Annotated in this window: 24 protein-coding genes, 1 tRNA gene and 1 pseudogene; 14 read left to right on the top strand and 12 right to left on the bottom strand. The window is 33.5% G+C overall.

The window, feature by feature from the left end; all coding sequences use genetic code 11:
* Window positions 1-90 precede the first annotated feature (90 nt).
* The 11 genes from mraY to BB050_RS03910 all read left to right on the top strand — a co-directional run bounded on the left by mraY (window position 91) and on the right by BB050_RS03910 (window position 11,973).
* Window positions 91-1,323: a phospho-N-acetylmuramoyl-pentapeptide-transferase gene (gene mraY, locus BB050_RS03960; protein WP_008467153.1), complete on the top strand. Its 1,233-nt coding sequence runs from the start codon at window positions 91-93 to the stop codon at window positions 1,321-1,323.
* Complete coding sequence (gene murD / locus BB050_RS03955; RefSeq protein WP_008467152.1) at window positions 1,324-2,655, top strand: UDP-N-acetylmuramoyl-L-alanine--D-glutamate ligase; 1,332 nt, start codon at window positions 1,324-1,326, stop codon at window positions 2,653-2,655.
* Between the two features lie 113 nt (window positions 2,656-2,768).
* Window positions 2,769-3,083 carry a four helix bundle protein gene (locus BB050_RS03950; RefSeq protein ID WP_008467150.1) on the top strand — a complete coding sequence of 105 codons (315 nt, stop codon included), beginning with the start codon at window positions 2,769-2,771 and terminating at the stop codon, window positions 3,081-3,083.
* Window positions 3,084-3,132: 49 nt separating this feature from the next.
* Entirely contained in the window at window positions 3,133-4,452 is a 1,320-nt protein-coding gene (locus BB050_RS03945) for an FtsW/RodA/SpoVE family cell cycle protein (protein WP_008467149.1), read from the top strand.
* 45 nt (window positions 4,453-4,497) lie between these two features.
* Window positions 4,498-5,589, top strand: coding sequence for an undecaprenyldiphospho-muramoylpentapeptide beta-N-acetylglucosaminyltransferase (gene murG / locus BB050_RS03940; protein ID WP_066032694.1), 1,092 nt, complete (start codon window positions 4,498-4,500; stop codon window positions 5,587-5,589).
* A gap of 51 nt (window positions 5,590-5,640) precedes the next feature.
* The gene (gene murC / locus BB050_RS03935; RefSeq protein WP_066032693.1) at window positions 5,641-6,990 is read left to right on the top strand and encodes a UDP-N-acetylmuramate--L-alanine ligase; all 1,350 of its coding nucleotides are present in this window, start codon (window positions 5,641-5,643) and stop codon (window positions 6,988-6,990) included.
* Window positions 6,977-7,699 carry a cell division protein FtsQ/DivIB gene (locus BB050_RS03930; RefSeq protein WP_066032692.1) on the top strand — a complete coding sequence of 241 codons (723 nt, stop codon included), beginning with the start codon at window positions 6,977-6,979 and terminating at the stop codon, window positions 7,697-7,699. The genes murC and BB050_RS03930 overlap by 14 nt, the downstream gene beginning before the upstream one ends.
* A gap of 6 nt (window positions 7,700-7,705) precedes the next feature.
* The gene (gene ftsA / locus BB050_RS03925) at window positions 7,706-9,112 is read left to right on the top strand and encodes a cell division protein FtsA (RefSeq protein ID WP_008467141.1); all 1,407 of its coding nucleotides are present in this window, start codon (window positions 7,706-7,708) and stop codon (window positions 9,110-9,112) included.
* Window positions 9,113-9,191: 79 nt separating this feature from the next.
* Window positions 9,192-11,168: a cell division protein FtsZ gene (gene ftsZ, locus BB050_RS03920; RefSeq protein ID WP_066032691.1), complete on the top strand. Its 1,977-nt coding sequence runs from the start codon at window positions 9,192-9,194 to the stop codon at window positions 11,166-11,168.
* A 200-nt stretch (window positions 11,169-11,368) separates the two neighbouring features.
* Window positions 11,369-11,818 carry a GatB/YqeY domain-containing protein gene (locus BB050_RS03915; RefSeq protein WP_066032690.1) on the top strand — a complete coding sequence of 150 codons (450 nt, stop codon included), beginning with the start codon at window positions 11,369-11,371 and terminating at the stop codon, window positions 11,816-11,818.
* An 81-nt stretch (window positions 11,819-11,899) separates the two neighbouring features.
* A tRNA-Arg gene (locus BB050_RS03910) sits at window positions 11,900-11,973 on the top strand.
* Window positions 11,974-12,211: 238 nt separating this feature from the next.
* Here the strand turns inward: BB050_RS03910 and BB050_RS03905 are convergent.
* The 9 genes from BB050_RS03905 to BB050_RS03860 form a co-directional block, all read right to left on the bottom strand.
* Window positions 12,212-12,454: a HEAT repeat domain-containing protein gene (locus BB050_RS03905; protein WP_066032689.1), complete on the bottom strand. Its 243-nt coding sequence runs from the start codon at window positions 12,452-12,454 to the stop codon at window positions 12,212-12,214.
* Between the two features lie 23 nt (window positions 12,455-12,477).
* Complete coding sequence (locus BB050_RS03900; RefSeq protein WP_066032688.1) at window positions 12,478-13,458, bottom strand: hypothetical protein; 981 nt, start codon at window positions 13,456-13,458, stop codon at window positions 12,478-12,480.
* A gap of 144 nt (window positions 13,459-13,602) precedes the next feature.
* Complete coding sequence (locus BB050_RS03895; protein ID WP_066032687.1) at window positions 13,603-14,154, bottom strand: GNAT family N-acetyltransferase; 552 nt, start codon at window positions 14,152-14,154, stop codon at window positions 13,603-13,605.
* A 377-nt stretch (window positions 14,155-14,531) separates the two neighbouring features.
* Entirely contained in the window at window positions 14,532-15,392 is an 861-nt protein-coding gene (locus BB050_RS03885; protein ID WP_066032685.1) for a tol-pal system YbgF family protein, read from the bottom strand.
* Window positions 15,393-15,497: 105 nt separating this feature from the next.
* Window positions 15,498-16,013, bottom strand: a complete 516-nt coding sequence (locus BB050_RS03880) for a hypothetical protein (RefSeq protein WP_066032684.1) — start codon at window positions 16,011-16,013, stop codon at window positions 15,498-15,500.
* A gap of 107 nt (window positions 16,014-16,120) precedes the next feature.
* Complete coding sequence (locus BB050_RS03875; protein ID WP_066032683.1) at window positions 16,121-16,585, bottom strand: Mpo1 family 2-hydroxy fatty acid dioxygenase; 465 nt, start codon at window positions 16,583-16,585, stop codon at window positions 16,121-16,123.
* 45 nt (window positions 16,586-16,630) lie between these two features.
* The gene (locus BB050_RS03870) at window positions 16,631-17,878 is read right to left on the bottom strand and encodes a TMEM143 family protein (protein ID WP_008467128.1); all 1,248 of its coding nucleotides are present in this window, start codon (window positions 17,876-17,878) and stop codon (window positions 16,631-16,633) included.
* Window positions 17,879-18,732: 854 nt separating this feature from the next.
* Window positions 18,733-19,248: a hypothetical protein gene (locus tag BB050_RS03865; RefSeq protein ID WP_066032682.1), complete on the bottom strand. Its 516-nt coding sequence runs from the start codon at window positions 19,246-19,248 to the stop codon at window positions 18,733-18,735.
* Between the two features lie 75 nt (window positions 19,249-19,323).
* Complete coding sequence (locus BB050_RS03860) at window positions 19,324-19,788, bottom strand: hypothetical protein (protein WP_066032681.1); 465 nt, start codon at window positions 19,786-19,788, stop codon at window positions 19,324-19,326.
* Between the two features lie 332 nt (window positions 19,789-20,120).
* Between BB050_RS03860 and BB050_RS03855 the strand changes: the two are divergent.
* A pseudogene (locus BB050_RS03855) lies at window positions 20,121-20,541 on the top strand (helix-turn-helix domain-containing protein).
* 104 nt (window positions 20,542-20,645) lie between these two features.
* Here the strand turns inward: BB050_RS03855 and BB050_RS03850 are convergent.
* The 3 genes from BB050_RS03850 to BB050_RS03840 all read right to left on the bottom strand — a co-directional run bounded on the left by BB050_RS03850 (window position 20,646) and on the right by BB050_RS03840 (window position 23,488).
* The gene (locus BB050_RS03850) at window positions 20,646-21,548 is read right to left on the bottom strand and encodes a hypothetical protein (RefSeq protein WP_066032680.1); all 903 of its coding nucleotides are present in this window, start codon (window positions 21,546-21,548) and stop codon (window positions 20,646-20,648) included.
* Window positions 21,549-21,716: 168 nt separating this feature from the next.
* Window positions 21,717-22,430 carry a LytR/AlgR family response regulator transcription factor gene (locus tag BB050_RS03845; protein ID WP_066032679.1) on the bottom strand — a complete coding sequence of 238 codons (714 nt, stop codon included), beginning with the start codon at window positions 22,428-22,430 and terminating at the stop codon, window positions 21,717-21,719.
* Window positions 22,406-23,488, bottom strand: a complete 1,083-nt coding sequence (locus BB050_RS03840) for a sensor histidine kinase (RefSeq protein ID WP_008467116.1) — start codon at window positions 23,486-23,488, stop codon at window positions 22,406-22,408. Before BB050_RS03840 ends, BB050_RS03845 begins: the two co-directional genes overlap by 25 nt.
* Window positions 23,489-23,569: 81 nt before the next feature.
* On the opposite strand from BB050_RS03840, the gene BB050_RS03835 reads away from it, so the two are divergent.
* The gene (locus BB050_RS03835; RefSeq protein ID WP_066032678.1) at window positions 23,570-23,815 is read left to right on the top strand and encodes a hypothetical protein; all 246 of its coding nucleotides are present in this window, start codon (window positions 23,570-23,572) and stop codon (window positions 23,813-23,815) included.
* Between the two features lie 237 nt (window positions 23,816-24,052).
* Window positions 24,053-25,582 carry a SulP family inorganic anion transporter gene (locus BB050_RS03830; protein ID WP_066032677.1) on the top strand — a complete coding sequence of 510 codons (1,530 nt, stop codon included), beginning with the start codon at window positions 24,053-24,055 and terminating at the stop codon, window positions 25,580-25,582.
* The last annotated feature ends 124 nt before the right edge of the window (window positions 25,583-25,706 follow it).

Raw genomic sequence — 25,706 nt, 5'->3', positions numbered from 1 at the left:
AGGAAATTCCAAATCCCAATAAACTTTGGATTTTGGGTTTTAAAAAATTGGAATTTAATTCGAGATTGGAATTTAAAAAAATAAGAAAATATGCTGTACTATTTATTTGAATATTTTGATAAAACATTGGATCTTCCTGGAACAGGAGTTTTCCAGTATATCACATTTAGGTCAGCTTTGGCATTTATGCTTTCGTTGCTTCTGTCTACCATTTACGGTAAAAGAGTAATTAACTTTTTGCGTCGCCAGCAAGTAGGTGAAACAGTTCGAGAGCTAGGTCTTGCAGGTCAGAATGAGAAAGCAGGTACTCCAACAATGGGTGGGCTGATTATCATTTTCGCGACACTAGTTCCTGTTTTGTTATTTGCAAGACTGCACAACATCTACATTGTTTTGCTGATTGTAACAACATTGTGGATGGGAACAATTGGTTTTGTTGATGATTATATCAAAATATTCAAAAAAGATAAGCAAGGTTTAAAAGGAATTTTTAAAGTTATTGGTCAAGTTGGTCTTGGGATTATTGTTGGTGCAGTTCTTTATTTTAATCCTGCCGTTACAGTAAGAACAGATACAGGCCGTACAGATGTATTTAAAACTGCAGCAAATTCGACAGTTATTGTACCTGCAGGAGTTGAAGAAAAGTCTACAGCAACTACAATTCCTTTCGTAAAAAATAACGAATTTGATTATGCCGAAGTATTGTCTTTCATGGGAGATGGATATGAGAAATGGGCTTGGTTGGTATTTATTCCAGTTGTAATTTTTATTATCACCGCAGTTTCAAACGGAGCAAATTTAACAGATGGAATCGATGGACTCGCCGCAGGGACCTCGGCAATTTCCGTCCTCGCGCTCGGGATATTCACATTCGTTTCTGGTAATATCATATTCTCAAATTATCTGAATATTATGTATATCCCCAATTCGGGAGAAATGACAGTCTTTATATCGGCCTTTGTAGGAGCGTTGATTGGATTTCTTTGGTACAACTCATTCCCAGCATCGGTTTTTATGGGAGATACAGGAAGTTTGACTATTGGGGGAATCATTGCAGTCTTGGCAATTGCAGTTCGTAAAGAAATATTGATTGTTTTATTCTGTGGAATTTTCTTGGCAGAAAGTGCTTCAGTAATTATTCAGGTAACTTATTTTAAATATACGAAGAAGCGTTTTGGCGAAGGACGAAGAATTTTCCTGATGTCTCCGCTTCATCATCATTATCAGAAAAAGGGATATCACGAAAGTAAAATCGTGACCCGTTTCTGGATTGTTGCCGTAATGTTAGCCATATTGTCAATCATCACTTTAAAATTAAGATAGATGAGGCTAGTAGTACTTGGAGGAGGAGAAAGCGGAGTAGGAACCGCGATCCTCGGTAAGAAACAAGGATATGATGTTTTTGTGTCCGATTTTGGAAAAATAAAAGAGAGTTATAAAGAAGTTCTTATCATTAATAAAATAGCCTGGGAAGAGGAGCAGCATACAGAAGATTTAATTCTAAATGCAGATGTGGTGATGAAAAGCCCAGGAATTCCAGATAAATCTCCGATAGTAAAAAAGCTGGTTGCAGCGGGAGTAAAGGTGATTTCGGAAATCGAATTTGCAATACCTTACACAGAAGCAATGACCATCGGAATTACGGGAAGTAATGGTAAAACGACCACCACAATGCTCACGCATCACTTGCTTAAATATGCAGGATTAAATGTAGGATTGGGCGGAAATATTGGAAAAAGTTTCGCGTGGCAGGTTGCAGAAAACAAATATGACGCATACGTTCTTGAATTAAGCAGTTTTCAGTTAGACGGAATAATAAATTACAGACCCGATATTGCGATAATAACCAATATTAGTCCAGACCATTTAGATCGATATGAGTATAAATATGAAAATTATATCAATTCGAAGTTCCGAATAACGATGAACCAGACTGAAAACGATTATCTCATTTACGATGCAGATGATGAAGCAAGTACAGAATGGTTAAAAAAGAACAAAACAAAAGCAAAATTAATTCCTTTTTCATTGACGAAAAAATTTGATGAAGGGGCTTCTATAAATAACAACAAAATGGAAATAAAGATCAACCAAGAAGAGTTTACAATGGATACAGAACACATTGCGTTAGAAGGAAAACATAATATGAAAAACGCCATGGCAGCAAGCTCTGTAGCTAAATTGATGCAAATTAGAAATGCAACAATCCGTGAAAGTCTATCTAATTTCCAAGGTGTTGAGCACCGTTTAGAAAAAGTATTGAAAATACAAAACGTTCAATATATCAACGATTCAAAAGCAACAAACGTAAATGCTACTTTCTTTGCTTTGGATAGTATGAATGCGCCAACCGTGTGGATTGTTGGAGGTGTTGATAAAGGAAATGACTACAACGAGTTAATGTCATTAGTACGCGAAAAAGTAAAAGCTATTATCTGCCTTGGAATTGATAACCGCAAAATTATCGATGCTTTTGGAAACGTTGTTGATATTATGGTTGAAGTAAATAATATGAATGATGCAGTAAAAACTGCTCAGAGATTAACAGAAAAAGGCGATGTCGTTTTATTGTCTCCAGCCTGCGCAAGTTTCGATTTATTCGAAAACTACGAAGACCGTGGAAAACAATTCAAACAAGCGGTTCACAATTTGTAATTTTAGATTTTAGAGTTCAGATTTTAGATTGTTCCTAATCTTTGAATTAAAATAAGTTCTTTTTGATTATGACGACAGATGAAATGAAAATGAGGATCAAAAAGTTCTCTTTAATGATAATTGAATTGGCTGAAAAAATGCCAAGTACAAATGTGATTAGATCAATAACTAATCAAATAGTAAGAAGTGGGACATCTGTTGGAGCAAATTATAGAGCAGTTTGTCGAGCCAGAAGCGATAGAGAATTTATTGCTAAAATGAATATAGTCTTAGAAGAAGCAGATGAAACTTTGTTTTGGTTGGAGATTATTAAAGAAAAAATGTGGATTGCAAAAGAAGAATTGGAGACAATGTTAAAGGAAGCAAATGAATTAACAGCCATTTTTGTCAGCAGTTTAAAAACAGTAAATAAAAGAATCAATAAATAAAATCGAAGATTTTGGAAAATAATCTAAAATCTAAAATCAGAAATCTACAATGAAGGAACTGGTAAATAAACTAAAAGGAGATAGAGTAATATGGTCATTCGTGGCCCTATTGGCGTTGTTTTCGTTTATGCCTGTTTTTAGTGCGAGTAGCAATTTAGCCTATATAGGTCATGGGACTGGGAATACATTGGGGTATTTGATAAAACATTTAGCTCATGTTTGTATTGGTTTCTTGATTATTTATTGGGTTCATAAAGTGCCGTACCATTATTTCAGAGCAATTTCAAAAATTGCGCTTCCAGTGGTTTGGTTATTATTACTGTATACTTTATTGAAAGGGACTGTAATTGCGGGAGCAAATGCAAGCCGTTGGATTCAGGTGCCGTTCATAGGAATTACGTTTCAAACTTCGACTTTAGCGGCAAGCGTATTGTTTATTTACGTTGCACGTTATTTGTCGAAAACCAAAGAAGAAAATGAGCCGTTCCAAACCTCGTTTATTCAGCTTTGGATTCCTGTATTTATCACTTTGGCATTAATATTACCAGCCAATTTTTCAACCACAGCGTTGATATTTTCAATGGTAATGATGCTTACGTTCATTGGTAAATATCCTTTAAAATATATTGCTTTTATCATCGGATCGGGAATTGCAATGTTGGCTTTTTTCCTTTTGGTAGCAAAAGCATTTCCAGATTCAAGATTCTTCAGCAGGGTTTCAACGTGGGAAAGTCGTATTATGAACTTTACAACAGATAAGCCAGATGAAGATGATTATCAGATTGAAAAAGCAAAAATTGCAATTGCATCAGGAAGATTAGGCGGATTAGGGCCGGGAAAAAGTGTTCAGAAAAATTTCTTGCCACAATCATCTTCAGATTTTATCTATGCAATTGTAGTAGAAGAGTATGGTTTAGTTGGCGGAGTTGCAATATTGGTTCTTTACTTGTTATTGTTGTTCCGATTTGTTATCGCTTCGCATAAAGCCAATACGTTATTTGGAAAACTAGTCGTCGTCGGTCTCGGATTTCCGATGATATTTCAGGCGATGATTAATATGGCGGTTGCAGTAGAATTATTGCCGGTAACAGGGCAGACGCTTCCGCTAATAAGTTCTGGAGGTAGTTCAATTTGGATGACTTGTTTCTCTCTCGGAATTATCATTAGCGTAACCAAAAAAGAAGAAGAAATTGCTGAAGAACAAGAAGAAAAAGCAAGAAGAAAAGAAGCGCTTCAAAGATTAATAGATAAAGAATTGGCAGAAGATGATTTGCCAGTTGATGAAAAAGAAGAGATTTACGAAGAAGAAGCTTTGTATTCCATTGAAGATAATTCAAGAAATCCGATGAATGCGGTTTTAAACAAATAAGATTAGAATATAAAAAGTTTTTAAAAAGTTGTAATTTTTAGAAAGATGACAAAGTATAAATTCATACTTAGCGGAGGAGGAACAGGAGGGCATATCTATCCTGCAATTGCGATTGCAAATGAATTAAAATTACAATTTCCTGATGCAGAATTTCTTTTTGTAGGTGCCAAAGATAAAATGGAAATGCAAAAGGTGCCTCAGGCAGGTTACGAAATAAAAGGTCTGTGGATCGCAGGATTACAACGAAAATTGACTTTACAAAACTTAATGTTTCCGCTAAAATTGGCAAGCAGTTTATTGGAGTCAAAAAGAATAATTAAAAAGTTCAAGCCAAATGTAGTAATTGGTACGGGAGGTTTCGCCAGCGGACCTTTATTGCAAGCGGCAGGTTCGGCAGGAATACCAACGGTTGTTCAAGAACAAAATTCTTATCCGGGAATTACAAACAAATTGTTGAGCAAAAAAGCAAATGCAATTTGTGTAGCGTATCAAAATTTGGAGCGTTTTTTCCCAAAAGAGAAAATTGTTTTAACTGGAAATCCAGTTCGTCAGGATTTAATTGATATTGAGAGCAAACGTGACGAAGCAGTTGCTTTCTATGGTTTAGATCCGAATAAGAAAACATTGCTGGTTTTAGGTGGAAGTTTAGGAGCAAGAAGAATTAATCAGTTAATCGAAAAAGAATTGCAAAATTTTCTTTCTCAAGATGTACAGGTAATCTGGCAATGCGGGAAATTATATTTTGAAGAATATAAAAAATACAATCAGCCAAATGTAAAAGTGGTTGATTTTATTGAAAGAATGGATTTCGTTTACGCAGCATCAGATGTCATAATTTCACGTGCAGGCGCTTCGTCGGTGTCAGAATTATGCATTGTTGGAAAACCAGTGATTTTTATTCCGTCACCTAATGTAGCTGAGGATCACCAAACTAAAAATGCGCAGGCAATTGTAGATGCAAAAGGTGCGATTTTGTTGAAAGAATCTGAGCTTGACAGCCAGTTTAGCATTGTTTTTGAAGCGCTGCTGAAAGATCACGGAAAACAAAAACAGCTAAGTGATAATATTAAAAAACTGGCCAAACCAAAAGCTACACAAGATATTGTAGCGGAGATTGTGAAGTTAATTAAAAAGTAAAATATAGGCGAGGGCTTAAAGCCTATAGCTTAATGCTTAAAGCAAATAAAAATGAATTTAAATCAAATACAAAACGTTTATTTTATTGGTATCGGCGGTATCGGAATGAGTGCCCTGGCTCGTTATTTCAAGTTTATTGGAAAGAAAGTTTCAGGCTACGATAAAACACCTTCTATGCTGACTAATGAATTGATTGAAAGTGGTATTGATATTCATTTTGAAGATGATATAAACTTAATTCCAAAAGATTATTATGTAGAGAACACATTGGTGATTTATACGCCAGCGGTTCCAAAAACACATTCTGAGTGGAATTATTTTATTGAAAGAAATTACGAGGTTAAAAAACGTGCTGAAGTTTTAGGAATCATTACTAAAGATACTTTCTGCTTTGCAGTTGCTGGAACACACGGAAAAACAACAACATCAAGTATTCTTGGGCATATTTTATTTCAAAGTGGTGCAGATGTAACAGCTTTTATTGGAGGAATTGTAGAAAACTATAATTCAAATCTAATAGGAAGCGGAAAAACTGTGACAGTTGTAGAAGCAGATGAATTTGATAGATCATTCCTGCATTTGCATCCCAATATTGCTTGTGTTACTTCTATGGATGCTGATCATTTGGATATCTATGGAACTAGCGATGCTATTCAGGCTTCGTTTAGAGAATTTGCTGCCAAAGTTGAAGATAAAAATAATCTTTTTATAACCAAAGAATTGCCTTTAGACGGTGTTCAATGTGCTATAAATGAAGATGCTGTATATAAGGCTTATAATGTTCGTATTGAAGATGGGGCTTATGTTTTTGACGTGCAAACGCCGTCAGAAATCATGAAGGATTTACGTTTCGGACTGCCTGGAAAACACAATTTAATGAATGGATTGATGGCTATTGCGATGGCTAAAACTTACGGCACCCCGACCGATTCTATTGCAAAAGCCATTGCTTCATTCAACGGAATTAGAAGACGTTTTTCGTATCAGATTAAGAGCGAAAATTTAGTATATATTGATGATTATGCGCATCATCCGACAGAAATAAATGCTGTTCATCAGGCAGTTAGGGAATTGTATCCAGGGCGTAAAGTTTTGGCAATTTTCCAACCGCATTTATTCAGCAGAACAAGAGATTTTGTTGACGGATTTGCAGAAAGCTTATCGCAGTTTGATGAAGTGTTTTTGATGGATATTTATCCTGCAAGAGAGCTTCCGATGGAAGGAGTGACTTCTGAGTGGCTTTTGGGTAAAATGACAAATTCGAACAAAAAAATTGTTGCAAAAGAAGATTTATTAGGTGAAATCAAAGCCAGTGATGCACCTATTATTGTAACAATTGGAGCTGGTGATCTGGGAGAAATGGTTCCTTCAATTAAAAAGATTTTAAATGAAAATATTTAATTGGACAAATATAAGATTAGTACTTATTTTCGGACTGGTTTTGTTTTTATATTCCTTCGCACAGCATCGAAATGGCGATAGAAAATTGAAAAAATCGATGGTCGTTTTTGTAGGAGAAAATACGCTTTTTGTGAAGCCAGAAACGGTTAATAAATTGTTGATAGAAAATAAAAGAGACGCTTCCAGTATTAGAAAAGATGAAGTAGATTTGAATAAGATAGAGAAAACCCTCGATACGCAAGACATGATTGAGAAGTCAAATGTTTTTGTAAGTATTGATGGAGTTCTAAAAGCAGTAGTAAAACAGAAGACGCCCATAGCAAGAGTTTATGATGGCGGCGCTTCTTTTTATATTGACTATGAGGGTAATAAAATGCCCTTGTCGGACAATTTCACTGCGCGAGTTCCTCTTGTTTCAGGGGCAATAAATGAAAAAAATAACGAAGATTTAGCAGCTTTATTTCGCACAATTTATGACGATGCGTTTTTGAAAAAAAACATCATTGCTATAGAGATTATGCCGAATGGAAGCTTAAAAATGTTTAATCGTAACTATGATTACTTCATAGATTTTGGCAGAACGATGAATGTTGATAAGAAATTTAGAAACTATAAAGCCTTCTTTCAAAAAGCAGTTTTAGATAGTTCGTTATACAAATACAAAAAAATTGACCTTAGGTTTACGGAACAAGTAGTTTGCACTAAATAATAGAAAATGGAAAAAGATAACATTGCAGTAGGTCTAGATATTGGAACAACCAAAATCGTTGCCATGATTGGCAAAAAAAATGAATATGGTAAGTTGGAGATTTTGGGCATTGGCAAATCCAAAAGCTTGGGTGTTGCCAGAGGAGTAGTAAACAACATTACGCAGACGATACAATCGATACAGCAAGCGATTCTCGAAGCAGAAAATAATTCAGGATATAAAATAAAAGATGTGGTTGTGGGTATTGCCGGACAGCACATCAGAAGTATCCAACATACCGATTACATCAGCAGAAACAATCCAGAAGAAGTAATTGGCGAAAAAGATATTCAGCTCCTAATCGATCAGGTGAATAAATTGGCGATGTTACCGGGAGAAGAAATTATTCACGTTTTACCGCAAGAATTCAAAATCGATGGGCAATCTGAAATAAAAGAACCAATCGGAATGTACGGCGGAAGATTAGAATCTAGTTTTCACGTTGTAGTTGGTCAGGCTTCTTCAATCAGAAACGTTGGAAGATGTATCCAGAGTTCAGGAATTGAATTATCTGGATTGACATTAGAACCATTAGCTTCGGCTGATGCTGTTTTAAGCCAAGAAGAAAAAGAAGCTGGTGTTGCGCTTATCGATATCGGGGGCGGAACAACAGATTTGGCTATTTTCAAAGATGGCATCATTCGTCATACTGCAGTAATTCCTTTTGGAGGAAATGTAATTACAGATGATATCAAAGAAGGCTGTTCAATTATTGAAAAACAAGCTGAGCTTTTAAAAATAAAATTCGGATCTGCTTGGCCAGGAGAAAATAAAGACAATGAGATCGTTTCTATCCCAGGTTTAAGAGGAAGAGAACCAAAAGAGATTTCGCTTAAAAACTTATCTAAAATCATCCATGCAAGAGTTGTGGAAATTGTAGAACAGGTTTTTGCAGAGATTAAAGCTTATGGACATGAAGATCCTCGTAAAAAATTAATCGCTGGAATTGTATTAACAGGTGGAGGTGCACAATTAAAGCACATCAAACAGCTGGTAGAATACATTACAGGAATGGATACTAGAATTGGTTATCCGAACGAGCATTTGGCAGGAAACTCTAGTGAAGAAATCTCTAGCCCGTTATTTGCAACGGCAGTAGGATTAGTAATGAACAGTATAGAAAACAGTTCGCAAAGTGCTGTTAGAATGGAACTGGTTAAAGAACAGCCAAAAGTTGTTTACAGAACTGCTCCTCCAGTACAGCGATACGAAGTTGAAGAAAACTACGTTGAGAAAGTAGAAACCATTGAAGAGCCTAGAGAAACCGTAAGTCAAAAGGTGCCTAAAAATGAATCTACTGAAACCAAAATAAGAAGATCATTTTTTGATCGATATGTCGATAAAATCAAAGAATTTTTAGACAACGCAGAATAATAAAAAGAGAAGGATTATTTCTTGCCCCAAGTCAAGAAGTAAAAAATGTACTTAATAAGAATTTCAAAAAACCAAAAAGATGATGAGCAACTCAGAATTTGGAAGTATTTCATTTGATTTACCAAAAAATCAATCAAATGTAATCAAAGTAATAGGTGTAGGTGGGGGCGGAAGTAACGCAATAAACCACATGTTCAAACAAGGTATTAAAGGCGTAGATTTCATCGTTTGTAATACCGATTCGCAAGCGCTTCAAAATAGTTCAGTACCCAATAAGATTCAGTTAGGAGTTAATTTAACTGAAGGATTAGGAGCAGGAGCAAACCCAGACGTTGGACAGCAGTCGGCTATCGAAAGTATTTCGGATATTGAAAAAATGTTGGATAAAAATACTAAGATGGTATTCATTACTGCTGGTATGGGTGGAGGAACTGGAACTGGTGCAGCTCCGGTAATTGCTCAATTAGCAAAAGAAAGAGAAATATTAACAGTTGGTATCGTGACAATTCCTTTTCAGTTTGAAGGAAAAGTGCGTCAAGAGCAAGCAGTTATTGGAATCGAGAAATTGCGTAAGCAGGTAGATTCTTTAATTGTAATCAACAATAATAAATTAAGAGAAGTATACGGAAATCTTGGTTTTAAAGCAGGATTCTCTAAAGCGGATGAAGTTTTGGCAACTGCCTCTAGAGGTATTGCCGAAGTAATTACGCACCACTATACTCAAAATATCGATTTACGTGATGCAAAAACTGTTTTAGCAAACAGCGGAACTGCGATTATGGGATCTTCTGTAGCAGAAGGCGAAAACAGAGCTAAAGATGCTATTGTTTCAGCATTAGATTCTCCATTGCTAAATGACAATAAAATTACGGGTGCCAAAAACGTATTGTTGCTTATCGTTTCTGGAACCAATGAGATTACTTTGGATGAAATTGGAGAAATCAACGATCATATTCAAGCTGAAGCGGGCTACAATGCCAATATTATCATGGGAGTTGGTGAAGACGAAACTCTTGGTGAAGCCATTGCTGTAACTATTATCGCTACAGGATTTGATGTAGAACAACAAAATGAAATTGTAAATACAGAACCAAAGAAAATCATTCATACGTTAGAAGATGAGCAGAGAAGTGTTCATAATTTAACGAATAAACCACTTGCTTCTTTCGACTTAACTGTTGATACACCGACAGCGAAAGTGGAAGATAAAGTTGTTTTTGATTTGATGGATGATGACGAAACCTTTACTCCAACTGCACAAGCTGTTGCTCCAGCAATCAATCAGGAAGAGTTGGTGGTGATGTCTGAGTTTATCAAAAATCTAGATGTGACTTTCGAAATCGTTTCGCCAATTACAGATATCGATTTTACAATTTCATCTCCTGAAACACCAGTTGTTCAACAAGTACAACAACAGCCAGTGCAGCAGCAAAGAGTTTTTGAAAGAGAAGAACAAACAACATTCTCTTTTGATCTTCCGTTGTTTAAACAAGAGCCAGTAAGAAGAGAGCCAGTTGTTGAAGATAACAGAGTGCTGTTTGAATTGACAAATGAAACTCGTGATATTAAAGTAAACGATCCAGTACAATTTGTTCCTGTAACTGAAGTTTCAGATAACGGAATCATTAAATATTCTCTAGAAGAGTACATGGAAGTTGAAAATGATTTATTGGCTTCTAAACCAGTTGAAAAAGTAGTTGAAGATACAATTCCTGAGGAATTAAACATTACTTTGAAACCAAGAGTAGATTTTGCAAGTCAGCCAGATATTACGACAACTTCTGAAGTTTCTCCTTTAGAATTGACTATTGAAGAAACATTGCGTTTAAGAGCAGAAGAAAGAAGAAAGAAACTAAAAGAATTTAACTACAAATTTCATAACAATGTTTCTAGAATCGATGAGTTGGAAAAAGAGCCAGCTTACAAAAGATTAGGAATAGATTTGTCTAATTCTCAGTCTAATAATACAAATTCTAGAATCTCTGTTGGAACAGACAGTAATAATGATTTACAATTACGTTCAAACAATTCATTTTTGCACGATAACGTAGATTAATTTTTAGAATCATAATATTGGGTAACCCGAAAATTGGATTTAATTTTCGGGTTATTTTTTTTATCTTCGCACAGAATTTCAAAATTTGACTTCCTAAATAGGTTTTTAAAGTGAATCTGATTGTCACCCTGAGCGAAGTCGAAGGGTCAAATTAATACATCAATTAATAAGCGTTAGCTTATTCTAATAAAAATATAAACATGAGTTTACAAACACTAATCATGGACGAAATCAAAAACGCCATGAAAGCAAAAGATACAGTCGCTTTAGAAGCTTTAAGAGCTGTTAAATCTGAATTATTGTTGGCTTCAACGGCTTCAGGATCTAAAGAAGATTTGTCTGAAGAAGATGAGATTAAATTGCTTCAAAGATTGGTTAAAACCCGTAAAGAAAGCGCAAGAATCTTTACAGAGCAAAACCGTCCAGATTTGGCAGAACCAGAATTGGCTCAAGTTGCTGTAATCGAGAAGTTTTTACCAGCGCAATTAAGTGAAGAAGAAGTAGAAGCTGTAGTGGCAAAAATCATTGCTGAAACAGGAGCTTCTGGAATTGCTTCAATGGGAAAAGTAATGGGATTAGCATCTGCTCAATTAGGCGGAACTGCTGAAGGAAAAACCATTTCTACAATTGTGAAAAAATTACTTTCGTAAATATATTTTTAGATTTTAGACTGTAGATTTTAGATTCCAATCAGCAATCTAAAATCTATAATCTAAAATCATAAATAAACTGACCTCGTAGTTCAACTGGATAGAATATCAGATTTCGGCTCTGAGGGTTGGGGGTTCGAACCCCTCCGGGGTCACTATAAAATTTAAAAAGCCTGAGAATATACATTCTCAGGCTTTTTTATGGTTCGAAAACCCTTATTTGATTTTGTGTTTTAGAGAGTTTCCCTTTTTGCAAGTAATTTTGGTTAGAAGCTCACCAAGTTTTTTTGTGTCAATTATTTAAAATTAGCCTAAACATTCTAAGTATAAAACCATTTTCAAATTATGCATAACTCCTTCATTTTGCCAAACTATTGTTGTTCAAGAATATTATTAATCGGGGTTATTTCCGTCTTCAAGCCCTTTTTTAATTAGTTTTTGATTTTCTTTAGTTTTAAGTGCTGGACTTGGATTATTTTCCAAAGTAAGAGCAGTCCAATAGCGAACTGATGAACTCTGATGTTTAAGTAGGGATAGCATTATGTCAATACTTGTATTGTCAGTTCTACCATTCAAAGCCCTTACAAGTTCTCCAAGTGTCTCTGTGTCTTTTGTGTTTTTCAATGCTGTTTGCAAGTTTTCTAAAATTTCATCACTTCCTAATAAAGGTTGTTTAAATGCAAAAAATAATAATTTTCAGGTTTAGTATTGTTCTCGATTATTGAAAGCCATAACTTCAGGTTATCAATGTTTTTTGAATTGAAAAGTGCCTCTAAAATATCTTCATCCATTTTGGTTTTATCCACTAAAGAAATCAAATATTCTCTGTCTTTTTGAGTTGGACTATTTGCGAGAGCTTCTAAAGAAATTCTTTTTGTTTTGTCATTTTCAATGAGAGGTTTGAGTAATTCCAAAAGATTTCCCATTTGTAATTCTTTAACTGTATATATGGCATAACCTTTTAAATTAATATCCCAAGTTGCAACTGCGTTTTTTACAATTTTTTCTGTTTGCAAATCGTTGGATGTTTTAGAAAGACTTTGAATGGCAAGGACTTTTGCCTTATCATTGTCTAAATTTAATTTTCGATAAGCAGTTTGTTTAATTGAGTCTTTGTCCAATTGTATGTACATTGGAAACATATGTGCATCTCCAAAGTTTTCATTTTTTACTAGAAAATCAAATAATTCATCAGTATGGTTCGTTTTCAAACTTAATAAAGCCATTCCTGACCAAATTAAATTTCCTTTTTCTTTTTCTGTTTTTATTTTTACTAAAAGATCGTTTTCCTTGGATTTGTCATTTGTTGATGCAACTAATAAGTAGGCGAGAATTCGATTGTATGAATTTTGGGAATTCAATAAATTATCAATATTTGATTTATAAAGGTTTTCATTTTTAAAATTTAGCATTGAATAATTATTAAAGTCAGTTCCTTTCAAAGACTCAAACAATCGAGTATTATCACTATGGGGAGTTAAAATTAATGGGTATTCCTGAAATAATTTATTTAGTTTTTCTTCAGTTAAATCAGATTTTACAATTTTTTCAAAATCATTTTTGAAGTCAGAAACCGTTTTTTCTTGAGCGAAAACTGATAATGTAAATATTGAAAAAATTATAATGAGTATTTTCTTCATATCAGTAGTGTTAAAAATTGTTTTGCAAAACGCATTGATTCTAAATGTGGTTTTAGTGCTATAAAATTTAGTATTTTATATTAACTGAAAATATGGTATAAAAACATTGATTCAGTTACAAAAGTTTAGGAGATTTATTTTCGTCTAGTTATTAATTGGACTATTTCTTAAAGTATAAGTTACCAGATTTTTTATATTCTCATGGGTATTATTATATTTTTTATCCTCCAATTCAAAGTTCAATTTTTTTAATATTGATACAGAATTAATATTGTCAGAAGATGGAAAAGCAGTTATTGTTTTTGCTTTTATTTTTTGAAACGTATATTCTATAATTTTTTTGATTGCTTCGGACATTATTCCTTTTCCTTGAAATTCACTCAATAGTTCATATCCTATTTCTACAATTTTATTTTCAATATCAAAATTCCATAAACAAACTGAACCAATTAGGTTGTTATTTCCTTTTTCCGTTATGACCCAATAAATACATTCATTTTTCGCTATTAAATTTTGCATTTTAACTATGTATTCTTCTGCATTTTTTAAGCTTGACGAATTGGCTCTTCCAACAAACGCATTTACAATTGCATCAGAATGTAATTTATGAATCAAAACAGCATCCGTGTTTTCAATATTTCTTAATATTAATCTTTCGGTAGTTAGTAAAGGGAAATCTTTAAAATTCAATTCCATTCTGCATTTTTTTGATTATCTTTTATCCATTTTGGATTTCGTCTGATACTAACTAAGTTACAATTACCACATCAGAAATATTAACTCAAGCTGGATAGAAGTGTGATAAACGTGACGGTCTTTATTTTCAAAAATAAGGATTTTTATCTCACTGCTTCTTTCCGGAATTTTTAAAAATATAGTAAACCGAAAACAGAAAGACAATACCATAAATAACAGCCATTGCTGGATTCTCAAATTTTAAACTCTTAAAATCAAATTGCTTATATAAAGTTACGCCTAAAATGATGGCTACTATCCAAAAGACGAATGTAATAGGTTGGTTTTTATTTTCCATATTTAGATTATTGGTTGTTAAATGTTTTTCTGGTTCAGATCTATAGTTTATCCTGTTCAGCTCTTAATAAATCGAAAATACTCTCGCTCTTAAAGTTCTCCATAAATAAATTAATTAGAGGTACGGTTGGGCTTTTGGGATATTTTTTCATGAATCGGTTAAATTCTTGAATGTTTTCTGGATAAATATATTTTTCATCTGTCGCTCTTTCGGCAGTTGGAGTATTGTCTTGACCAACTAAATAATCCATTTGGTAATTTTTGTATTCTTCTTTTACAGATGAAATTAATTTTGAATCAGGATATTTGGTCATAAAATTTTCCCAAGAAATCACTCTGTCACCTAGATCTTTAAAAGAGATTACAAGTCCAGCATCTGCAGAATATAGCGTTTTGTTTTCTTCACTTTTTAAGTACAAATAATCTTTGTAATCGCTCGTTACGTAATCTTTGAAAATTCTATAATAAAAATCATGTAGAGGCTCTATTTCGACATATCCTTCCCCAATTTCCCAAAACTCTAATTGATGCTTATTAAGATTCTCACCCAAAAGCTTTACTGCTTTTTTATCAGCTTCATCTTCATTGTAAAATTTATCCAATATTCCAGATTCTTTTTCGGCTATCTGTCCCAACAAAGTATTGTTTGCTTCAATATACTTTTCGTATAGTGCGTTTCCAGCTTCTTTATTGGGCAATGATTTTAATTTGAGAACAACTTCATTTTTGTTTTTAGAAAATTGCTCTAACAAGTCAGAATTTGATTGTGCAGTTTGTGTAGAACTTTCGACTTTGGTGCTGTCTTTCTTTGTTGTCTCTTTATTTTGAACGCTTTTATTATCTGTTTGTTTACATGAAGAAAGTAAAATTACGCAAGTAATTACTGTGAAGAATTTTCTCATTTTATATGTTGAATTTTTAAACTTTAGAAATGCTTTTTAAATGAAAAGGACAAAAAAGATAAAAATTCTTCCTTGTCCTTTATTTTTTTAGAATTGATTTAGGATTTAAAGAACACTAGAAAGCGGCTTAAATTCGTTCATTCCGCTAAATTCTTTATACTCTGAATATATTTCAATACCAAGAATTTTCCATTTTCTAGTTCCTCCAATCTGATATTCAAAAGTTTTTTCCCTTTCCGTTTTATTGATATTAATATAGAGTGTAGACCATTCTGTACCACCTATAAATCCAGTTCTCTGAATTAATGCTGAACGAGCATTTTCACCATCACAAATTATATTCAATTGAAATTTTGTGCATAAGTCGTCTTCAAGAGTAATTTTTGAAAGATAAGTATTGCGATTTGAAGATTGTTTTTCGATTTCCCTATTTTCAAATTCAAATTTTTTATCTTTTTCTTCATTACTTGGCCTTGTGATAAAAGATAAAGCAAAAAAAGAAAAGAGAATGGCAACCGACAAACCCACTTTTGCACGAATCTCAGCTGCTTTTTTTGCGCAAAAAACAAGAAGTCCTAAAAACAGTATAACGTTTAATATTCCCCAGATTAATTCTAACATGATTTTTATTTTTGGTATATCAAAAGTACATTTTTATTTTAAAAATAAGAGAATACTTATGTTTAATTGTTCGTCAATAATGCAGTATTATTGTGGAAACTAACTGTTTATTTCCTAGAAAACAAATTCTCAACAACCCAAGCAGGGCCAATTAATAAAAACTGAAGATCTTTTAAGAAAGAAGGCTTTTTGCCTTCAATATTATGTCCGTAAAATTGTCCGATCCAAGCAATAACAAAAACGCCTATTGAGAATGCCCACAACGGAACAATTTGCCCGATATAATAATTGATAACCAAACAGATTCCGGAAAATACAGCGATTTTTAGCGCCATAGAAATCGATAATCTGATATAGAAAACCAGAACAAGAAGCAGAACCATGAAAGCCCAGTTTTCAATAATTGGCGCATTTAATTGTAAAATATTTGCGATAATCGTGCTCGGAATACTCATAAGTAAACCTACGATAGAAAAGAAAATGGCAGGTACGCAAATGTAATGTATCGCTTTGTTGGTTGGGTTCTGATGACTTACGGCATATTCTGCAAACCATTGATCTAATGTTCTCATTTTTGTGGTTTTAAGGTTAGATGCATAAATCTAATAAAATTTCTTTTAGGTTGTTTGAGAATCAACTTTCTGGTTGTACTGAAAAACATTATCCCAAAGTTCATCAATTGCAATAAGTGCTTCATTAATCGGAATCACATTCCATTTTCCATTGTTTTCTATTCCTAAACCGATGCTTTTTAATTTTAATAAAGCGTCGTTTACGTCAAAATCCAAATCAGTATTTAGTTTGGTTTTAAACCAAGATTCAATTTGATGGTCCAGTTCTTCGGCTGTTAAAGAATCTTCGCTTTCGTGTAAAAATGTATAAGCCAGAATCGTTTCTTTTAAAGCTTCTTCTTCCGAAGAATTTAATAAGGAATAAAACGCACCGCTATTGTTCCCGACATTTTTGAAATACAAACTGTCAGAAAGTGTTTTAGAATACCTGATTTTCTTATTTATGAAGTTGTTGTATTGACGGAAACAATAGGCTCCTAAAATTCCAAGAGCAATTAAACCTTGATTTAAAGAGGTTTTACTGTTTAACAAATCGATGGTTTCGCCAGTCTGATAAGCATCATACATGTTAATCAAAGCAGGAATTACCTTGGCGCTTAATAACGAAAGTCCACCAAAAACACCTGGAACCCAAAGCAGCAATTTGTCCTTAAGAGACATTTTCGGAATGGCATTCGGGAAAATGGTTTCAAGATCATTTTTAGGAACACGTTTAAAGATTTTCAATGCAATAGACCCTGGATCGATTGGCATTTTGCCTAATTTGACTTTCTTTTTCTTGAAATAATCTGCTTCGCTGTAATTGAGGTAAATCAGCACTCGGTCATAATATTCAATTTCGACTTCTTTGGTCCAGAAAAAGTATTTTTTGACTTTTTCTTTTGCCTTGTGATGCCCACGCGCATAAAGTTCGAAATCTTTAAAAGCATTAAAATCGATAGAAAGATTCAGTCCGATCAAATCAGATTCATGAAAGGCGTCGTTTAAAGCTTCCTGATTAATTCTGTAATAATTGCCGCGTTCGAGAACTTTTAAGAGGGTTTCTTTAAAAACGGGAAAACTGCTTTTATTGATGAACTGTTCGCGTTCCTTTTCGCTTAAATCTGGATCGTAGAGTGCATAATGCTGTTTTAGATTTCGGTTAAGATTAAAAGATTCGTAATGGTAATAGTGTTCGATAATTTCGAACAGCTTCTTAAAATCATCGACCTTTTGCGGATTTTCAGCAAAAGCAGCAATTTGCTGTTCCAGTAAAAATTCTTTATTAAACGGAATATAATGTTCTCTAGTCATGCGGAATTAATTCGTGGCTTTTATGGAACGCAAAAATACTGCCTGAAATTTGATTTTAGGCTTTAATCGTGATGTTTTTTTACCGCAAAGTTCGCAAAGCTTTGTGGTAGCATAGTTTTCCCGCAGATTTTGCAGATTAGGCAGATAAAACAAAATCTCTTAGATCTGCTAATCTGCGAGAGAAAAACTTAGCGAACTTTGCTTGACCCTTTGCGCTCTTTGCGATTAATTTTTTTTAACGCAAAGTACGCTAAGAATTTTTAATGCGAGATTTAATAAAACCGCAAAGTTCGCAAAGCTTTGTGGCAACATAGTTTTTCCGCAGATTTTGCAGATTAGGCAGATAAAACAAAATCTCTTAGATCTGCTAAATCTGCGAGAGAAAAACTTAGCGAACTTTGCGTGACCCTTTGCGCTCTTTGCGGTTAATTTTTTTTAACGCAAAGAGCGCTAAGAATTTTTAATGCGAGACTTAATAAACCGCAAAGTTCGCAAAGCTTTGTGGCAACATAGTCTTCCCGCAGATTTTGCAGATTAGGCAGGTAAAACAAAATCTCTTAGATCTGCTAAATCTGCGAGAGAAAAACTTTGCGTAATCCTTTGCGAACTTTGCGGTAAAATAAACGGCTGAATAGGTAAATAAAAAAAGTGAAATTTCCAATCGGTACCAGCGATTTGAAATCCCACTTTCTGTTCCAAAAAAAAAGTGACAAAAAATTAAAAAGCTCTCTATTAGAAAACCTGTCTAACTAAAAATTATTCGATACAATATTAGAATAAAATAATAGGGTGGCTATAGGTATTTTTACCTGTTTTAAGAAGAATTTCTCTTTAAGCTTTTAAAAGATCAAAGACTACTTTTTTGGTACAATATATTTTACTGAAACAATTTTTACTGATTTTATCAGTCCCAAATCTAAAGAAGTTTCTTGATCAAATGTAAAAATACAGCTAGATTTAGCATCAATTCCATAACATGATGAAGTGGCTTTTGGTGCAAAATTTCCAATAGATTCTGTACCATCAACATTAATAGTAATTAATGGAACCCCCGTAACATTAAAGTCGTTAAGATTATTTAGTTTTATCTCCATTTGAATTCTGCTAGTATTTTTACCAGTATCTGGAGTATAAACGAAATTCAAAATTTCGTATGAGAAATTTTCAAGTTCTTTAGTGTTTTCTTCTATAGGTTCAATCTCGAAATCGCAAGCGACTTCTCTTTCATACGCTGGCATATAAGATGATCCTGATGGTGTTTGAATAGTCTGTGCAGGAATAGTAATCATTTTGGTACAATCTCCAGAAGAACAGCCAAAAAAGATTAGGAAAGTGATTGCAATTAAAATCAGTTTTAAAGTTTTAGTCATGTTTTATTGATTTGAAAAGTTGTTCACGAAATAAGTGAAATTATAACATTTTAGAACGTGTAAAATTGCAGAATTTTAGTTCAGTGCCAATTTCTTTAAGTCGATTACACCCTGAATATATTTTATTAATTCTTCTTTGGTTACAGCAAAAGGAGCTTTTTCTGCCTCGAATTCTAAGTACAAATTAGCAATGTTTTCTGCATCGAGATTTTGAGTATGGTAATGATGCTCTGCGTATTGTATAAGATGATCTACAAAAAGTTCGCGTTGTTTTCCTTTTTCGATTGTTTCAAGATCGCCTTCTTTTATTTTTTCTATTACAGATTCGGGTAAATCGATTGTGAGGTACATGCAATCTACGGCAACTTTAGAAAGCATTTCTTTGCGGACCCTTCCCGTTGCATCGCAATAGGCGCATGGTGCAGGAACCCATTTCAATTGTCGGTTTAAACGTCGGATATCATCCCAATCAACAAATCTTTTTCCAAGACATCTCGGACATTTTATATCGGATCTTCTAAAAAAATTAAAAATGTTCATTGGTTCGTAAGTAGCTTAGTGGTTTGGTTGGCGCGAATTTAAAGAATTAAGTAAGAAAAGTTTCTTAGTTTGATATTTTTTTTAAGAAAATAATTCACAAAATCAAGAATTAAAGCAATTGTTGTAGGTTTTAAAACAAATAAAAATAGTCATTGCCGAAATTTGAAATCCCAATAATTGCTTGCGTTGCGAGATTTTGGTGTTGTAGTGAATTTAGTGCAAAAACGAAGTGGTGAAGCTTTTTTAGTTGTGCGAAAAATGATACTTTTGTTGGATAGAAAGGTATTGTATCGAAATAAAAAACTTTGAAGAATTTTAAATATCTTTGAATTATGAGCACAGCAACAAAACCAAAACATATTGGCAGAAATATCAGCCGAATTAGAGAGTTTAGAGGTATGAAACAAGAAGCATTAGCAATTGCCCTGGGCATGTCAGCAATATGTTTCTACTCTTGAAGGAAGCGAAACCATTGACGACGAAAAACTCAATAAAATTGCTGAAGCTTTAGGGGTTTCTGTAGAGGCTATTAAAAGTTTTAGTGACGAAGGAGTCATTAATTATTTTAATACTTTTAATGAAACTGATTTTAGTAATAGCCAAGGTGCATTCGGTCATCATGATCAATATACTTTTAATCCAATCGAAAAGCTTATTGAAGCTTATGATGAAAATAAGAAACTTTATGAGCGTTTATTAGAATCGGAAAAAGAGAAGATTTCTTATTTGGAAAAGTTGCTTAAAGAGAAATAGGATTTTATAAAATATTATATAAATGGAAAAAGAGACTTTTGTGAAGAAGTCTCTTTTTTTGTTTTTATATTTTTACCCAATATTGCTCTCGCTATTAAGGAAAATTAATCTCTTAATTTAAAATTAACTCCAAAGCTTAGACCACTTCCATAAGTTAACAGCCCTAATGGAGGTTCGGGAACAAAAGATTTTTCGAACCATGGGATTTCAGGAATATATTTTGACGCATCAAATATTTCCATAGGTTTAATTTTTTTATTAACGAGTGGAGCTAATGATATTGTTATTTTAAAGCCAAGGATATATTTTACTATTTTTAAACTTGTAAAATATGGTTCCGCAAAGTATTTAAGATTGTCTACTTTAAATTTTATATCTAAATCGGTATTTGGCATTTTAAAATTATCAGAAAATGAAATTCTTCCTCCTTTACCAAATATTTCGTATTTAACGGTGATTTTATAATCAATCTTAAGATAAACATCATTTACCTTAATTGGATTTGAAATTATTATTACAGGTCTTTTCTCTACTGTAACTAGAAATTTATCTAGCGTTACAGATTTAATTTTTAAAATTTTCTTTGCCTGTTTCTTTAACCAATTACTTGCTTTTTTTGCATATTTTTTAATTCTACCCCAAAGACTTTTTTGCTGCTCAAATGAATAATCACTTGAAAAACTTTCATCAGTAGGATCACGTTCTGTTGGATTAGCAGCTAAAAAGGCATCTATGGCTATTTTTGCTATTTCGTACAACTCTTCATCTTCTTGTATTTCCTCAGTAATTGTTTCATCCCTGTTCTCAGCATATTCAAGTGATTTTAGTGAGGCTTCAAATAAATCAGAAGCTAAAGATTCTTCAGAATCAATTTCAGTTTCTTCCCATGCTCCGGGATTAAAATACCTTGGGTTTAAAACATCTATTTTTAATGGAATTGTAAGACTTGCTACTAGCTTGTTTGCTAATTGTTGGTCTAGACTAAAAAAAATGTCATTTTGATTCATAAACAATATATTTAAAAATAACCTACTCTATAAAGTTTTCGGCATCCCTTTTTTAAAATAGAAATATATTGTTACAAGATTAATGAAATTTTGAAAGTTAGCGTTAAGTATTTGTACGGGTTTTTATTGTTAAATATTTTGTAATTATTTGGTTTTAAGTGTTTTAGTTTATCTCTTTAAAAAAACATTTAAAAGAATCTGATACTTCCTTCCCACAGGAATAGTATTGCCATTAGACATTGTGAGATTTTTGGTCGTAACAGCAGAAATTTTAGTTGTATTTACAATAAAAGATCGGTGAACTTGAACAAAATGTGCACAGTCAATTTCGGCACTTATGCTCGCGAGCGAACCGTAAATGACAATTGGAGATTTTAATTTGCAGTTGTACAATTTCATATAATTGCCTAGACTTTCGATATATAAAATATCAGAAAGAGGCGTTTCAATTACTTGTCCGTTAGAGCGGTAAGAAAGTACTTTTTCGTCGTCGTTGTTTTCTTTTTTAAGATTATTTCCCGAATGATAGGTTTTGGCTTTTTCTATTGCTTTTGAGAATTTATCAAACGAAATGGGTTTCATCAAATAATCAATCGCATCGTTTTGGTAAGCCGAAAGCGCAAAATCAGAATAAGCCGTTGTCACAATCGTAATTGGGCGTTTGGGTTGGAGTTCCATCAATTCTACACCAGAAATTACAGGCATATTAATGTCAAGAAAAATAATATCGTATTGGTTTTCGTTGAGCAGTTTTATGGCTTCCATACCATTAAAAGCGCTTCCGGAATGTTCCAGTTCGTCAAATTTGGAGATGTGCGAAATCAAGGCTTTGTGGGCCGGCGATTCGTCATCAACTATTAGACAGCGGTAGGTAAGTGCCATATATTTAATTTTACGATAAACATATTTTTGTCTTTTTTGCAGCTTAAAGTATGTTTTAAACCATATACTTCCAAACGTCTTTTTAGGTTTTCAATTCCGATTCCCGTGCTCGAAAGCCTTGATTCAGTATCCAAACAGTTGTTTTTTAAAGTGAAAGATACATTTCGGCAATCTACTTTCAAATCCAGATTGATAAAGGGCTCTGCAGTTTCGGCCGAAAACTTCACCGCATTTTCTACCAAAGGCAGAAAGAACAAAGGCGGAATCTCGATTTGATCATGCACGCCTTCAATGTTTTGCGTTACAGCCAGTCTTTCGTTTCTAAAGGTATAATATTCAATATACTTTTTAATAAACGCAATTTCTTCCTGCATTAAGACAAAATCTTTCTTAGAAGCTTCGATTTGATAGCGCAACAAATCTGAAAGATTCAGTATTCGGTCTGGAACTTTTTCTGGTTCTGCTAATGCTTCTCCGTAAAGATTATTCATGGCATTCAATAAAAAATGCGGATTCAATTGCTGTTTTAAAAACGAAAGTTCCGATTTGAAATTCATAATGTCTTTATCGGCCTGACTCATTTTTTTGGTAATCACAATGTGCAGAAAATAGAAAAAACAGCCGTTTATGATCAATGATACAATCTGAAGTGCTTTTAAATTTCCTAACCCAACAAGCGGAAAAAACCAATTCATAAAAAAGTAAAAACCAGTCCAATAGACCGCAAGAAGCGTAAAAAAGATTTTAAATCTTTTGTGAAATAAAAAAGGATTGATGATGCAGATGTTAAAAACCGTAATCCAGACAATGCAAGGGAAATAACCCATGGCAATTTTGCTGAGAATATAAGACCAGCTATGTCCGTTGAGTCTTATTTCGTCGTAAATGCAGGCCAGAATGACCAAATAAACAAGTGTATTTACGATTAAGTTTCGTAGAAAAAAATTCTGGTAGATTTTTGCAATTGTCATAGCGGCAAAAATAATATAATCGTATAGTTTGTAAGCATTTATCAGGAATAATTTATACCAACGCCATTCGTATAAATCATACGCCATTGGTATAAAATTGCTGTTAAAATAAAGGCTTCTCCATTATTTTTGATCTGAGTTTCTATAAATCTTTTTAATAAAAATAAAATGTACCAGTTTAAAGAATTAAAAGATACTGATGGGGTTGTGGAAATTTTTAAAACAAATGTCCAGAAAGAATCTGATCGAGATTATATCCTAGCCTCTATAAAAAATCAGTTTCCAAATTATAAAATTAATTTTGATTTGGAAGATTGTGATAAAATTTTAAGAATTGAAGGTGTTGATTTACAATATGATACTATTGTGGATCATGTATGCGATTTAGGTTATGCCTGCGTGCGATTGGAATAGTTTTGCATTTGTAAAAACAGGTGTAAATACGCTAATATACTTCTGATTTTTGTAAGTATTTTGTGTGATATTCTAATTTCAAAACCAATCTTAAATGCTAAGTTTTATACTTTCTATTTTTATTTTTCTTCTAGAGCAGTTAGCCTGATTTGACTGTTTTTGTTCCAGTGTTTTTCAATAACTTTTTATCGTATAAAAGGTTTACTCTTTTGCGTATTATTTTTCTAATTTTACGCCATGAAAAAAAAGTTCCAACTCTTCGATTTTAGCCAGAAAGTCAATTATAAAAACGAAATTTTAGCAGGTTTGACTGTTGCCATGACTATGATTCCAGAATCGTTGTCGTTTGCTATTTTGGCTGGATTTCCGCCATTAGTTGGCTTATATGCAGCTTTTATTGCCGGATTGGTGACGGCTATTTTTGGAGGAAGACCAGGAATGATTTCGGGCGGAGCAGGAGCAACAGTAATTGTTTTGATTGCCTTGATGAAGTCCCACGGAATAGAATATGTTTTTGCCGCCGTTGCCCTTGGCGGTGTTGTCCAGATCTGCATCGGACTTTTTAAACTAGGAAAATTTATTCGGTTAGTTCCGCAGCCCGTAATGTTTGGTTTTGTAAATGGTTTGGCTGTTGTGATATTTATGTCGCAGTTGGAACAATTTAAAACGGTTGTTAATGGTCAGGTTGCTTGGCTTCAGGGAACTCCTTTATATATTATGTTAGGTCTGGTTGCTTTAACAATTGCGATTGTTTTGGTTTTTCCGAAGATTACAAAAGCAGTTCCAGCATCTTTAGTGGCCATTATGGTTGTTTTTGCAATCGTAATTATTTTTAATGTCAAAACCAAAACTGTAGAAGATATCGCTTCGGTTCAAGGCGGATTTCCTCCGTTTCATATTCCGAATATTCCGTTTTCTTTTGAAACTTTAAAAGTGATATTTCCGTATTCGGTAATTGTTGCAGCGGTTGGTTTGACGGAAGGTTTGCTTACGCTAAATTTAGTCGACGAAATTACCGGAACACGAGGAAACAGCAACAGAGAATGTATAGCGCAGGGAAGTTCGAATATTCTAAATGGTTTTTTCTACGGAATGGGAGGCTGCCCAATGATTGCGCAGACTTTGGTAAATCTTGGAGCAGGATCAAGAGCCAGACTTGCGGGAATTATTGGCGCTTTGACTATTTTAATGATTATACTTTTTGGAGCTCCCGTAATCGGAAAATTACCAATGGCAGCTTTAGTGGGAGTTATGATGATGGTGGCCATTACCACTTTTGAATGGGCAAGTTTCAAGATTATTAATAAAATGCCCAAACATGATATTTTTGTTGGAATTTTAGTGGCTTTAATTACAATTGTATTGCATAATTTGGCATTGGCGGTTTTAATTGGTGTGATTATTTCGGCTTTGGTTTTTGCTTGGGAAAGTGCTAAAAGAATTCGCGCAAGACAGTATATTGACGAAAACGGAGTAAAGCATTACGAAATTTTTGGGCCGTTATTCTTTGGTTCTACAACTGCTTTTTTAGAAAAATTCGATATCCAAAACGATCCAGATCATATTATAATTGATTTTAAAGAAAGCCGTGTTTCTGATATGTCGGCAATTGAAGCTTTGAATAATATTACTAAAAAGTACAATCAGGTTAATAAAATTGTAGAATTACAGCATTTAAGCGCCGACTGCAGACAATTGCTGAAAAATGCTGATGCAGTTATTAAGGTTAATGTTATTGAAGATCCTACTTATAAAGTAGTGTCTTAATAATGGTTAATTGTAAATTATTAATTGTGAATTAATTCACACATCCTAATATTCTGTAGAGACACACTGCAGTTCGTCTACGCAAAGTATCTCAAAAAGCAAACCCGACAGATTTTAAAAACCT

It is taken from the genome of Flavobacterium anhuiense (assembly GCF_001705175.1).
Classification (GTDB): Bacteria; Bacteroidota; Bacteroidia; order Flavobacteriales; family Flavobacteriaceae; genus Flavobacterium; species Flavobacterium anhuiense.
This window is presented reverse-complemented; position numbering and strand designations above follow the sequence as displayed.